The sequence below is a fragment of the Collimonas sp. genome (assembly GCF_035566375.1).
Lineage (GTDB): Bacteria > Pseudomonadota > Gammaproteobacteria > Burkholderiales > Burkholderiaceae_D > Collimonas.
Map to the genome: position 1 here is coordinate 78343 of NZ_DATMRK010000084.1, position 13937 is coordinate 92279.

Annotated in this window: 10 protein-coding genes and 1 pseudogene; 1 reads left to right on the top strand and 10 read right to left on the bottom strand. The window is 59.3% G+C overall.

Annotated elements, in window-relative coordinates; translation table 11 throughout:
* Positions 1-58 precede the first annotated feature (58 nt).
* The 10 genes and pseudogenes from VNZ60_RS24730 to VNZ60_RS24775 form a co-directional block, all read right to left on the bottom strand.
* Positions 59-922, bottom strand: a complete 864-nt coding sequence (locus VNZ60_RS24730; RefSeq protein WP_325663985.1) for a glycine betaine ABC transporter substrate-binding protein — start codon at positions 920-922, stop codon at positions 59-61.
* 84 nt (positions 923-1006) lie between these two features.
* Positions 1007-2056, bottom strand: a pseudogene (locus VNZ60_RS24735) (FAD-binding oxidoreductase); the annotation flags it as partial.
* Between the two features lie 81 nt (positions 2057-2137).
* Positions 2138-3442 carry an aromatic ring-hydroxylating oxygenase subunit alpha gene (locus tag VNZ60_RS24740; RefSeq protein WP_414648970.1) on the bottom strand — a complete coding sequence of 435 codons (1305 nt, stop codon included), beginning with the start codon at positions 3440-3442 and terminating at the stop codon, positions 2138-2140.
* Between the two features lie 46 nt (positions 3443-3488).
* Positions 3489-4352, bottom strand: a complete 864-nt coding sequence (locus tag VNZ60_RS24745) for an electron transfer flavoprotein subunit beta/FixA family protein (RefSeq protein WP_325663989.1) — start codon at positions 4350-4352, stop codon at positions 3489-3491.
* Positions 4349-5503 carry an electron transfer flavoprotein subunit alpha/FixB family protein gene (locus VNZ60_RS24750; RefSeq protein ID WP_414648974.1) on the bottom strand — a complete coding sequence of 385 codons (1155 nt, stop codon included), beginning with the start codon at positions 5501-5503 and terminating at the stop codon, positions 4349-4351. Before VNZ60_RS24750 ends, VNZ60_RS24745 begins: the two co-directional genes overlap by 4 nt.
* Before the next feature lie 23 nt (positions 5504-5526).
* Positions 5527-7437 (bottom strand): (Fe-S)-binding protein, encoded by a 1911-nt coding sequence (locus VNZ60_RS24755; RefSeq protein WP_325663993.1) that lies wholly within the window; start codon positions 7435-7437, stop codon positions 5527-5529.
* Between the two features lie 2 nt (positions 7438-7439).
* Positions 7440-9503, bottom strand: a complete 2064-nt coding sequence (locus VNZ60_RS24760) for an NADH:flavin oxidoreductase (protein WP_325663995.1) — start codon at positions 9501-9503, stop codon at positions 7440-7442.
* Between the two features lie 15 nt (positions 9504-9518).
* The gene (locus VNZ60_RS24765) at positions 9519-10043 is read right to left on the bottom strand and encodes a DUF5943 domain-containing protein (RefSeq protein WP_325663997.1); all 525 of its coding nucleotides are present in this window, start codon (positions 10041-10043) and stop codon (positions 9519-9521) included.
* Between the two features lie 71 nt (positions 10044-10114).
* The gene (locus VNZ60_RS24770; RefSeq protein ID WP_325663999.1) at positions 10115-11086 is read right to left on the bottom strand and encodes a dipeptidase; all 972 of its coding nucleotides are present in this window, start codon (positions 11084-11086) and stop codon (positions 10115-10117) included.
* 10 nt (positions 11087-11096) lie between these two features.
* Entirely contained in the window at positions 11097-12365 is a 1269-nt protein-coding gene (locus tag VNZ60_RS24775) for a serine hydroxymethyltransferase (RefSeq protein ID WP_325664000.1), read from the bottom strand.
* A gap of 527 nt (positions 12366-12892) precedes the next feature.
* Between VNZ60_RS24775 and VNZ60_RS24780 the strand changes: the two genes are divergently transcribed.
* Positions 12893-13921 (top strand): GlxA family transcriptional regulator, encoded by a 1029-nt coding sequence (locus tag VNZ60_RS24780; RefSeq protein WP_325664002.1) that lies wholly within the window; start codon positions 12893-12895, stop codon positions 13919-13921.
* Positions 13922-13937: the final 16 nt, after the last annotated feature.

The following is a 13937-nucleotide window of genomic DNA, read 5'->3' on the forward strand; positions in this document are numbered from 1 at the left end:
CACCTTATCCATCATTCGTGGAAAACGTGCGGTGTCTTTACTTCAAGATCATCCCGGCTCACTGCCCCGGCTGCAACCACTGCCCCACGCGTTCAGCATTGGCATTGACCCATTTCCGCGCCGCCGCCTCCGGCTTTTCGCCACTCTCTATCGCCAGCATGACGCTATCAAGCTCGCCCGGTTTCCATGAAAAATGCTTGAGCAGATCGTTGACCGGTTTGGCCTTTGCCGCCAGGCCGGGATTGGCGATATTGTCGACATGCTCGGCTTCGCCATACACCTTTTTCGGATCTTCCAGGAACTTGAGTTTCCACTTGGCGAACATCCAGTGCGGCACCCAGCCGGTCACCGCGATCGCTTTGTTATTGCGGATAGAGCGCTCCAGCTCGGCCACCATGCCACTGCCGGAACTGGGCATCAGTTTGTAATCCAAAGCGTATTCCTTGATCGCCAGTTCAGTCTTGGTCATCACGCCGGCGCCGGCGTCGATACCGACAATGCGGCCTTCGAACGCCGCCTTCTGGGCCGGCAAATCGGCGAGGCTATTGGCGTTGACATAGGCCGGCACGATCAAGCCTATCCTGGCGCCGGGATAATTAACGCCCAGGTTGACCACCTTGTCTTTCAGCTTTTCGTAGTACGCGCCCTGCGTCACCGGCAGCCAGGCCGACATGGTAGCGTCCAGATCACCGCGTGCCACGCCCTGCCACATAAGGCCGGCGGAAACCGGCACCAGCTTGACCTCATAACCCAGGTTCTGCCGTATGATCTGCGCCGCGACATAAGTAGTCGCAACACTGTCTGACCAGCCTTCGACGTAACCGATCCTGATCTCCGGCTTCGTCTCAGCGGCAGCCATGCCGGAACTCGCAACACAAGCCAGCGCGGCGGTGAAACAACATAATTTCCGTATCAAATTCATGGTCGGCCCCTATTTAACTACGATGGATATTTAATTGGGGTCAGAGTCAAATTAATCTTGAAAACAATTCCACGCTGACCCCAATTATTTGTCGACTACCAGATTGCTTAGCGGCTTGCTGCAACATAAAAGCACCATGCCTTGGTCGATTTCACGTTGCCGGATGCCGCCTTTGTGCTGCATGTCGACGCTGCCGGAAATCAGCTTGACCTTGCAGGTGCCGCACATGCCTTGTGCGCATGACGACGCCAGCCGCACGCCGGCGCTGCGGGCTGCTTCCAGCACATGCTGCTGCGGGCCGCATATGATCTGGCGCATGCTTTTCTGGAAATTGATTTCGAAACCGGCCGCCGCTGTGATATCGCTGGTGCTTGCCGGCGGCTCGACACTTTGCTGCAAAGTCTCGAAGGAAAAACTTTCTTCGTGATAGCGGGCGCGCTCGAAACCTGCTTCATCCAGCATGGCGCGCACGGCTTTCATGTAAGGCGCAGGGCCGCACACGAAAATCTCGCGCTCCATGAAATCGGGCGCCATCAGCTTCAGCGCCGCCAGCGATAACATGCCGGTCGGGCCTGACCAGTCGCGCCGCTGGCCCAGTCGCTCGCAAATGAAACGGGTCTTGAAATTCTGCTGGCTGGCGGCGATCAGGCCCAGCTCGCGCTCAAAGATGATGTCGTCCGGCGTGCGCGCGCTGTGGATAAAGACGATATCTCTGTCATCGCACAAATCGTGATGCGCGCGCGACATCGACATCAACGGCGTAATCCCCGAACCGGCGGACAGGAACAGATATTTTTCGGCAGGATGGGTAGCGCAAGTAAACTCACCCGCCGCAGGCAATACCTTGACCTTGTCGCCGGCTTTGAGATTGTCGTGCAGCCAGTTCGAGACCGGGCCGCCCGGTACTCTTTTGACCGTAATCGAAATCGTGTGCGGCCGCGCCGGTGACGACGAAATCGTGTAGCAACGGTTGACAGGCGCGCCGTTGATTTCCAGTTCCAGCGTAATGAACTGGCCCGGCTGGAACACAAACGCGCCGTCATCCGGAGCGGCAAAGAAGAAACTCTTCACATCATGCGTCTCGGCGCGCACCTGGCAACAGACCAGCGTCTCTTCGCTGTCGCTGTTCCACAGCGCTGGAATGCTGTCCCAGAAATTCCGGCGATTCAGTTTGTACGATTCCATGACCGGTCCTGGCAAGATTTCGGCTTTCAATTAATTCTCCACGGCGATCGCTATCGTAGTCGCTGAACCACCCGATGAGTTGGCCGATAAGCCGGCTGACAAACGCCCGATATACCAGGTGCAGAATTTTTCCACCAGTCCCTCGGTGAACGGCGAATAAGGGCCCGGCTGATAAGCGCTGCTGCGCGCTCCCTGCTGCGATAACTCAACCAGCCGCTTGTCCTGGTCGTTGGTGGCGTTCCACACCGCGGTCAGATTATCCAGTTGATAGTCGATGCCTTCGCGCGCATCTTTATGCACCAGCCACTTGGTACGCACCAAGGTGCGTTCTGCCGACAAAGGCAAGACGGAAAAGGTGACGATGTGATCGCTCATGAAGTGATGCCAGGAATTGGGCTGGGTCCAGAATGAAAGACCGCCCAGATCAGCGCGCTCGAAATTTCCCAGCAGCTTGTTCGAAGCCACTTTGCCGTCCAGCGTCTGCGATTCGCCGGCGCGGTCCAGCGGCAGGCGCTGGGTGCGGAAACCGCTCACCAGTTCATCCAGCCGCTCGATCTCCGCCGACGGCAAACCACCCCGCTCCCAGTCGGCGCAGCGCTCCGCCGCCAGGCGATCGAACTCTGCGATTTGTTCGGCATTGCCGGGCGCGGATTGATAACCGAAACCGAATTCAAATAAGGAAACGGTCAGCTCAGGATGATTGGTCGCGCAGTGATAACACTCGCGATTATTCTCCATGGTCAGCTTCCAGTTGCCCTCTTCGATCAGATCGACCTGCTTGGCGATCTTGCAATCCTGCAGCCCGTGCGGCAGCAGATACGGCGCCATGGCTTCGCGCATGACGGCAAAATCCTGCGGTGGCTGTTCGGCCAGGCAGATAAATATCAGCCCCGCCAGATTTTCCACATGCACCGATTTGAGACTGTGCTTGCAGCGATCGAACTTCTCGCCCATGTGCTCGGCGTAGATCAGCTCGCCGCCCAGGTTGTAAGTCCATTGATGGTAAGGACAGACCAGATTGCCCACCGAACCCTTGTGTTCCGAGCACAGGCGCGCGCCGCGATGACGGCACACATTGTGATAAGCGCGCACCGCCATATCGTCGTCACGCACCACCACAATCGAATTCAGACCGATTTCGACCGTAATGTAATCGCCCGGTTCAGGAATATCCGGCTCGACCGCGACCTGGATCCAGTGCTTGCTGAAAATCTCCTGGATATCCAGATCGAAAATTTCCGGGCTCAGGTAAAACGGCGCATCCAGGCTATGCCCAGGCAGGCGCTTGGCGATCAGTGATTGAATCTCTTTGGATACTTTCAATTGTTTCTCCATGTGTTGCAGTTATGGGACCGCCACGGGTTCAACGCAGGTTCAAACATTAATAATCGACCAGGTGATGCTCACGTAAATAGGCAAGAACTACTTGTGCTTTATCGGCAGCGCTGCCGTCTTGAACCACTTTGCCGCCCCTGCTTTCGGTCACGGTAGCGGCCTGCATGCGGGCGTGTCCGGAGCGCTTTTCCGGCGCGACCAATTTGCGCGGTACGGCTTTGGCGGCTTCGACTGTCCACTCTTCTGCGCGGTCGCAGACCGATGCGGCAGCTGCGGCAAAAGTCTGCTTCTTGATTTCACCGCGACGCAATCTGGCGTAGGCATAGCGCAGCCTGGACGGCGCCAAGGGATGCACCGTCATCAGGGCAGGCAGTTTGAACGCCACCTCACGACGCCGTCCCTTTGGTAAATATTGCTGGGCGACGACGGCGTCCTGGTCAGGTCGCACGCTAATCACACCCGCCAGCAAAGGCAGATTCAGGCGCGCCGCCAGCAGATAGGGCAACATGCCGCTGCCCACGCCGCCTTCAGCACGGCTACCGCACAACACCAGGTCATACGCTGGCAGCTGCGCTTGTAACGCTGGCAATATGTCTTGCCAGCTGCTGGTCTCTATCAGGGTGATGCAGGCGGCACCCAACGCCAGGTACTCAGATAAGGTCGCAGACAGGGCCGCATGATCATCATGACCGGTATAAGCAACATGGATCACATCGACACAAACGCCAGCGGTACGCTGCGCCAACTCGCTTGCCATACCCAGGGCGGCAGCGTCATTGCGGCTGTAGCGCGGCACGCCGCTGACCGGATGGCGGCCTATCGACACCAGCACCGCAATCCGCTTGATGGCGGCCTGATTCACTGCTTGATCCGCAGCCCGATTGACGGCTCGAATGACAGACGGATTCATAGCCCAACCTCCACGCTACGCGCCTGCCGCACCTGATCCAGCAGCGCCGTCATCAATTCCTGGGCATCGCCGATGATGCTGAGATCGGCACGTTTGATCATCGGTGCGCTGGCGTCCAGGTTGACCGCGATCACATGGCGGCAATCCTTGATGCCCTGCAAATGCTGGACCGCGCCTGAAATGCCAAAGGCCAGATAAGCGCTGGCGCTGACGGTCTTGCCGGTAGCGCCGATCTGCTTGTCGCGCTTGAACTTGCCATCATCGACGGCAACCCGGCTCGCACCCACCGCCGCATCCAGCGCATTAGCCAGAGAATTGAACAAGACGACATCGTCAACCCCGTTGCCCGCCGAGACGATGAAGTCAGCTTCATCGAGTTCCATCTGCGAGGCCGCCATGGTTTTACTGCCAAGGTCCAGAAAGGCGCTGGATGACGCGGCTTTGCCGGCTGCCGCAGCAAGTGCTGCGGCGAGCGATTCCGCTGTCTGGCCGCGGCCGAGAAAAGGCAGGCGGGCATCCACCGTATCCACCTCCAGCAAAACGATGCGCGCCAGGCTGCGCCGCGCCAGCAAACTGCCTTGCTGCCGATAGGCTGCCAAGCCGGTCCCGCTGATTTCGACAACATGGGTGGCGATGCCGCTGTCAGCCTCAGCCGCACCCAGACGCCGCCCCAGATCGCTGGCGGCGACGCCGTTATCAGGAATGAATACATGGGCCGGCTGCAATTCTTCGATCAAGGCGCGTAGCGCCGCCAGTTCGGCTTCGGGCGCAAACAAGTGGCCGCCGTATTGCGGCAGCACGATGCAACGGTCTGCGCCCAGCGTGGCGGCGTCGTCATGCAGCTCGCCAAACACCAGCAGCACTACTTCGGTAGCGCCATCCGCCAGCAACGCTGCCGCAGCCACAGCCTGACGCGCATGTTCATCCAGCGCGCCACGGTCGCTATGCGCCACCGCCAGCAGGCACCGGGTCGTCACGGTATCCGCGGCCAGCCTTAGCGGCTTGCTTAGCTGATGCACCTGAGTGTGAACCGCTGCGGCCATGCTGCCTTCAGCATCACCGCCGGTCTGTCCCAGAACGATGCGTTTGAGACCATCCGCATTCAGCGTAAATGGACGGCGCGGATTGACGCGTCGGATACTGTTCTGCATCGCCGTATTCCCGATATCCATCTTCAATTCTCCAATGCTGCGGCCAGCAATTCAGCGATATCGCGTATTTCCGGACGCGGCCCCACCACCCCTTCCAGCATCGCGGTGCAGTTCGGGCAAGCCACCACCACCGTATCTGCACGTACCGCGCGGGCGTCGTGGATGCGAATGTCGGGGATGCGCTGTTTGCCGGGGATATCGGTCAAGGGCGCGCCGCCACCGCCGCCGCAACAACGGCCGCGCATGCCATTGCGTTCCATCTCATGCAGCGGCAAGCCCAGCAGCTTGAGCAATTCACGCGGCGCTTCGATCTCGCCGTTGTAGCGCCCCAGATAACACGGATCGTGATAGGTAAAGCGGCGCTCGCTGTCGGCGCCGGAATCAGCATGCAGTTTGAGTTTGCCGGCATTCGCCAGCGCCGCCATGAAAGTGGTGTGATGAAACACTTCATAACGGCCGCCGAACGCCGGATATTCGTTGCGCAGGCAATGCATGAGATGCGGATCGGCGGTGACAATCCGTTTGAAACTGAAGGCCGACAACTGGGTGATCAGCTGCCCGGCCATGCTCTGGAAGGTTGCCTCGTCACCCAGGCGGCGGGCGACGTCGCCGCTATCGGTTTCGAGCGCACCGAGCACGGCGAAATCCACATCGGCCGCCTGCAATACCTTGACCAGCGCCCGCAGGCTGCGTTGATAACGCATGTCGAAGCCGCCCTCGCCCACCATCAGCAGCACATCTACCGCCTGGCCGGGATTGATCTGACGGACACCGAGATCGATTGCCCAGTTGTAGCGCACGCCCAGGTCAAAGCCGCCAGCGCTGCCAGTCTCGCGCAAATTCGCCAGCACTTCCGGGCCTTTGCCCGGCACTTCGCCGTATTGCAGGGTCTGGTGGCGGCGCATGTCAACGATGGCGTCAACGTGCTCGATCAGCATCGGACATTCCTGGACACAGGCGCGGCAGGTGGTGCAAGACCACAAGGTGTCACTGGAAATCAAGCCTGGCACAATCGCATCTTGCGGTCGGCCTTGGTGGCGGCCGAGCGGAATCCCTGGATAGGGGCTGCCGGCAAAATTGGCGTCGCTGCCGCCGGCCATGCCGACCACCATGTCTTGTATCAATTTCTTTGGATTCAAAGGCTGGCCGGCGGCGAAAGCCGGGCAAGCCGCTTCGCATTTTCCGCATTGGACGCAGGCGTCGAAACTCAGCAATTGATTCCAGCGGAACTCGACCGGCTTGCCGACGCCCAGCTCGCCCTGCTCCAGTTTCAAAGGCTTGAGTGCGGTAACCGGTGTGCCGTTGCCGTCATGTTTGAAACGTTCCTGGCGCGGATGAAACGCCAGGTGCAGCAAACCGGCCAGCGCATGTTTCATTGGCCCGCCGCGAGTGGCACCGATAGTCAAGGTCCAGGCGCCCAGCCCCAGCAGCAGCACAGTCACCAGCGCACTCAGGCCCGATACAAATTGCAGAGGAATCAAACCCAGCGCCAGCAGACCCAGCGCGAACGCCGCCAGCATCCAGGGCAAACGCATCCAGGCGCCACGCGACAAACGGGCCGGCGGTGTACGGCGCCGGTGCCAGACGAACAGCACGCCAACCAGCATGACTAATGCAAACAAGGCGATCGCGGTATTCAGGGAGGAGGCGTACAGCATCAAACCGTAGTTGACCGCCACCAGCGCCATCGCCGCAATCGCGCCGCCGGCAGTCGCTACGTGGGTACGGGCGATGTAGGGATCGCGCGCCACCACGTGATGCAGGTCGACGAAATAACGTTTGGGAATAGCCAGCAGAGCGAGCCAGGATACCGATGCCTCGCGGCCGGCGCGCCACAATGCAGCGCGGCGCAGCAAGCCCACCGACAACCCCGCCACCGATAGCCAGAACAGTGCGGTGATGACCTGATCGAGAGGAAAAGCCGAGGCGTTCATGGTCAGAAATCTTTGCACAGGCGCAGCGCATCGTAGATCGCTGCGTGGATGTTATGCATGGAGATGCAATCGCCGACCCGGAACAGCAGGAAGCGGCCGTCGCCCAGATTCTCCGCCAAAGCCGGCTGCGGCTCGGCGGCGAACAGCTTGTTGATATCGATCTGGCCGCGATTGACCGATTGCGGCTTGAGCGACCAGTACAAATGATCGTTCGGCAGGATGCCGTTTTCAATCACCACCTGATCCACCACCCGCTCTTCCTGTTCCTCGGTATATTCATTGCGCAGCACCGCGACCTTTTTGTCGCCCTCGGCGTAGACCCGGTCCAGCCAGTAGTTGGGCGTCGGGATCACGCCTTGCGCATACAGGCGCCGATAGAAAATCGGGAAAGTGGTGCCGCCGGTATCGTCGGCCACCTTGACGTCGGGTGTGACGATTTCGACCAGGCTGCCGCGGCTTGCCAGGAAATCCGCCACGCCGAAGCCGGCGTGGGTGCTGATGCCGTCGTATACCAGTACATTTTTTCCAGGCGCGACTTTACCTTGCAAGATATCCCAGGAGCTGACCGACAAACCTTCGGCGATGCCCCAGGCTTCCACCTGGCTGGTGTAATTGCTGCCGCCGGTGGCCAACACCACGATATCCGGCCGTTCGGCCAGGATCATGGCTTCGTCGGCATTCACTCCCAAACGACGATCAACGCCGAGACGCTTGGTTTCCATATCGAACCAGCGCACGATGCCAGCCATCTGTTCGCGTTGCGGCGCCTTGGCCGCCAGGTTGATCTGCCCGCCCACCGCCTCGCTGCGCTCGAACAACACCACATCGTGGCCGCGTTCGCGCGCCACCCGTGCTGCTTCCAGTCCGGCCGGACCGGCGCCTACCACCACTACTTTGCGTTTCGGGCCGCGGCTTTTGGCGATCTGATGCGGCATGCTTTCTTCGCGTGAAGTCGCGGCGTTTTGCACGCACAACACGTCGAGGCCGTTGTATTGACGATCGATGCAGTAGTTGGCGCCTACGCATTGCTTGATTTCGTCTTCGCGGCCGTCGCGGATCTTGATCACCATGTGCGGATCGGCGATCTGCGCGCGCGTCATGCCCACCAGATCGACCATGCCGGACGACAGTATCCGTTCCGCCTGGCCGGCGTCGCGTATGCTTTGCGCGTGCATTACCGGCACCTTGGACACCGCCTTGATGCTGGCCGCCAGATGGACGAACGGTTCCGGCGGCAAGGCCATCGGCGGCATGCAGTTGGCCAGCGTATTGTGGGTATCGGCGCCGGAGCCGACCACGCTCAAGAAATCGATCAGGCCGGAGCCCGACATGACTTGCGCGATTTGTTTCGCGGTTTCATGATCGATGCCGTCTTCATGGAATTCGTCGCCGCACATGCGCATGCCGACGCAGAAATCGCTGCCGACCGCTTCCCGTACCGCGGTCAATACCTCGATGCCGAAGCGCATGCGGTTTTCCAGGCTGCCGCCGTATTCATCGGTACGCTGGTTCACCCGCGGGCTCCAGAACTGGTCGATCAATTGCTGATGGGCGGCAGAAATTTCGATGCCGTCCATGCCGGCCTGCTTGACCCGTTTGGCGGCGGCGGCAAAGTCAGCGACGATGCGCTGTATTTCTTCAATCTCGATGATCTTGGCGTTGCCGCGATGGACCGGCTCGCGGATTCCCGAGGGGCTGACCAGGTGCGGCCAGTCTTCGCCATGCCAGGCAGTACGGCGGCCCATGTGGGTAGCCTGGATCATGATCTTGGCGCCATGCCGGTGCATCGCTTCGGCCAGGCGCGACAGCGGTTCTATCACCTTGTCGGTAGTCAGGTTGACCGATTTCCACCAGCCTTGCGGGCTATCGATGGAAACCGTGCTGGAACCGCCGCAAATCGCCAGGCCGAGGCCGCCCTTGGCTTTTTCTTCGTAATAGCGGATGTAGCGCTCGCCCGGCAAGCCGCCTGCGTCCGCATACACCTCGGCATGGGCGGTGCTGACCACCCGGTTGCGCAAGGTCACCTGGTTCAAGGTCAAGGGCGAAAACAAAGTCGGATAACGCATGTCTGTCTAAGCTCCCTAGGCCGCCAACGGCTTGACCGTGAACACACAATGCGTGTGGTCTTCGCCGACGCATTGGGTCTCGCTGCAGAACGACGGACGCGGTTTGCCGGCTGTATCGGAAACCCAATCCATGGCGCCGGCGAACCAGCCGGCGAACATGTAGCACAGCTTGCCGTGGGCATCCGGCTGTTGCAGCACAAAAGAGGAATTGACCAGCTTGATGCTGGCGCTGGCGTTTTCGGCGTCGACCTCGGCAAAACTGAACAAGCCCCAGCCGCGCTGTGACAGGCGTTTGAGGTAATGCTCGAATACCGCCAAGCCTGACATGCTGTGTTGCCGGGCCTCCTTGGCGCACCAGTAATACGCCGATTTATGACCGGCGTCGTACAGGATCTGCGCATATTTTTCACGCCCCAGCGCCGCTTCGATCGCAATGTGGTTATTCGTGAAGAAATGCCGTGGCACGTACAGCATCGGCAAGCTATCGGTGGTCCATACGCCAGTGCTGGCGTCGACTTCAATCGGCAATTGGGGTTGCATGACTACTCCTCAGTATTTTTCTACAGTCTTCGCTGGCAGCAGCAGTAAGCGGCAATACGCGGCAACAATTTTCAAGCGTTCCAGACTTCGCCAAACACCCGCAGCCAGTTCTCGCCCAGCACTTTGCGTATGCGGCTTTCTTTCCAGCCGGCGCGTTCCATGGCCGTGGTCAGGTTGGGGAAATCGCCGATGGTGCGGAAGCCTTCCGGATTGATCACCGTGCCAAAATCGGTCAGGCGGCGATGGCGGCCCTTGTCGTGCGTCAGCCATTCGAAGAAGGGCTTGCCGTAGCCTTGCGTGAAATCAGTGCCGATGCCGACGCAATCGTCGCCGACCAGATTGATGATGTAGTCGAAGGCTTCAACGTAGTCGTCGACATTGGCGTTGCTGCCGCGCTTGAGGAAAGGCGGGAACATGGTGACGCCGATGAAGCCGCCGTGATCGGCGATGAACTTCAATTGCTCATCGCTCTTGTTGCGCGGATGCTGTTTCAGGCCGGACGGCAGGCAGTGCGAATAACAAACCGGTTTCCTCGACGCCAGGATCGCCTCGGTGGAAGTATTGCCGCCGACATGCGACAGATCGACCATGATGCCGACTCGGTTCATTTCTTCAATCACCTCGCGGCCAAAGCCGGACAAACCGCCATCGCGTTCATAACAACCGGTGCCGATCAGGTTCTGAGTGTTGTAGCAAAGCTGCACCACCCGCACCCCCAGCTCGGCGAACACTTCGATGTAACCGAGATTGTCTTCAAACGCGTGGGCGTTCTGGAAACCCAGGATGACGCCGGTACGGCCTTCCGTCTTGGCTCGCTTGATATCGTCGACGCCGCGCACCAGGGTCAGCAGATCGGCGTTGTCGCGGATCAGGTTTTTCATGTCGACCACGTTGCCGACCGTGCCCTGGAAATTCTCCCATACCGAAATGGTGCAGTTGACGGCGCTCAGGCCGCCCTTCTTCATGTCTTCGAATACCGGCCGCTCCCACTTGGAGATATTCAAGCCGTCGATGACCAGGCTTTGCTGATGCAGATTGCTCATGCTCTACTCCTCAATAAATCGGGAAGCGCTTGCACAGCGCATGCACTTCGGCCAGTACCTTTTGCTCGACTTCGGCGTCGCCCTCAGGCTTGCGCGCCAGCGCATCGAAAATCTCCACAGTCAGGCGGCCGATGGTACGGAACTCGTCAATCCCAAAGCCGCGTGCGGTGCCAGCCGGGGTGCCCAGCCGGATACCAGAAGTAACGGTAGGTTTTTCGGTATCGAACGGGATGCCGTTCTTGTTGCAGGTAATCCCGGCGCGCTCCAGCGCATGTTCCACTTGTGTGCCTTTCAATCCCTTCGGCCGCAAGTCCACCAGCAGCAGATGGTTTTCTGTACCGCCGGTGACCAGGTCAACCCCGCCCGCCAGCAGCACTTCGCCCAAGGCTTTGGCGTTAGCCACCACATTGCCGATGTATTGCTTGAATTCCGGTTGCAGCGCTTCGCCGAAAGCGACTGCTTTACCTGCGATCACATGCATCAAGGGCCCGCCCTGCAATCCAGGGAAAACCGCCGAATTGATTTTCTTGGCAATGTCTTCGTCGTTGGTCAGCACAAAGCCGCCACGCGGGCCGCGCAAAGTCTTGTGGGTGGTCGAAGTGACCACATGCGCATGCGGCACCGGGCTCGGATGATGGCCGGTTGCCACCAAGCCGGCGATGTGCGCCATGTCGACCATCAGCAAGGCATCGACACTATCGGCAATGGCGCGGAAACGGGCGAAATCGAGCTGGCGCGGATAGGCCGAATAACCGGCGATGATCAAGCGCGGCTTGTGCAGCTTGGCCAGGGCTTCCACCTCGTCGTAGTCGATCAGATAGGTATCGCGATTGACGCCATACTGCACTGCATTGAACCATTTACCCGACATCGCCGGCCGTGCGCCGTGGGTCAGATGGCCGCCGGCGTCGAGCGACATGCCGAGCACGGTATCGCCCGGCTTGACCAGCGCCAGCATGACGGCGCCGTTGGCTTGGGCGCCGGAATGCGGCTGTACGTTGGCATATTTAGCGCCGAACAATTGCTTGACTCTTTCCAGCGCCAGGGTTTCCACCTGATCGACGAATTCGCAACCGCCGTAGTAGCGCTTGCCCGGATAACCTTCGGCATATTTGTTAGTCAGCACCGATCCCTGCGCCTCCAGTACCGCGCGCGAAACGATGTTTTCCGAGGCGATCATTTCAATCTGGTTTTGCTGGCGCTCCAACTCCAGGCCGATGGCTTTCTTGACCGGGGCGTCGCGTTCGGCCAGCGATTGGGAAAATGCAGGAAGTGTCATTTTTATATGTCCAGAAAAATAAGAATGCAAGATTGCGTAGTACGCCTTGAATCAGAATCAAAATCGGAATCGGGATGGCCCTCTGCTTGACATCATTCTTGTCGCAAGCCCCTGCCCGCTATTGATTCGATCTGACGGGAACCTTTCAATTTGCGACATTGCTGTCATTTTTTGGCAGGCGCGGTTGGCAGAGGGGGCCGCTGGATCAGGCGCGATGACGCAAAGCGGCTGGCGGTTTGCGCCGAAATGGATCACATGCACAAAAACCGGGATCGCTGCTGTCTCGTTTTTGCGTCAGCACGGCCGCCGAAACCTGCGTTGAATACGCTGCAAACGGCGGTGTGAAAAATGAAATCCGCCCACCTATGGACGCCTGCGTGCGCCCCCTTTTTTGCGGTCGCGGCCGTTGAAAATAAATCATCTGGTCAGCTTGGCATGCTTATTGCGACGCACAACCGAAAGCATTTGTTGTTCAGTCGTTTCAACGTTACATTGTCCATCGCTGATGTTTGCCAACGGAGCAGGTCATGTCTAAAAGCGCTTCTTCCTTCACCCATTTTGCTTTCATGCCGCTCAACAACTTTACGATGCTGGCATTTTCAAATGCTATCGAAGTGTTGAGGATGGCCAATTACCTGGAAGGGAAAAACCTGTACCGCTGGTCCGTCGTCAGCCCTGAAGGCGGCCCGGTGATGGCCAGCAACGGCCTGTCCGTGACCACCATCCGGGCCGACCAATGCATTGCCGCCGATAATGCAGCCGATGTCGTTTTCGTCTGCGGCGGCACCGACACCGCAGCCGCGATCAACTCCGCCACGCTGGGCTTGCTGCAACATCTGGCGCAACAGGGAATCACCTTGGGCAGCTTGTGTACCGGCGCCTTCGCCCTGGCCAAGGCCGGCCTGCTGGATGGCTACACCTGCGCCACGCACTGGGAAAACCTGTCGGCGCTAAAAAGCGCTTATCCCGCGATTACCTTCGCACCCGATCTGTTTGTGGTGGACCGCGACCGCATCACTTGCACCGGCGGCATTGCGCCGCTGGACATGATGTTGAATCTGATTTCAAGCCAGGTCGGCAAAACCACGATTGCCGCGATCGCCGATCAATTTATCCTGGAACATGTGCGCGACCACAAAGACCAGCAGCGCGTGCCGCTGACGGTACGCATGACGTCCGCCCGGCCAGCCATGGTTGAGGTGGTGTCGCTGATGGAAGCGAACATAGAGGAGCCCTTGTCGCTGGATGAACTGGCGCATTTGTCAAACTCGTCGCCGCGCCAGTTGCAGCGCATGTTCAAGGAACACATGGGCATGTCGCCGACCCATTACTACCTGACGCTGCGCCTGCGTAAAGCCAGGGAGTTGCTGCGCCAGACCGATATGTCGATACTCAGCATCACGGTTGCCTGCGGCTTCCAGTCAGCCTGCCATTTCAGCAAAACCTATCGTGAGGTATTCAGCGTTGCGCCAAGTACCGAACGCCGTCAGCAGACGCCGGTTCCGGCCGCCTTGCTGGCGGCGTCGATGCAGCAGCAAGCAGCAGTTTTCGTTTAGCGGCGAATCAGGGAGA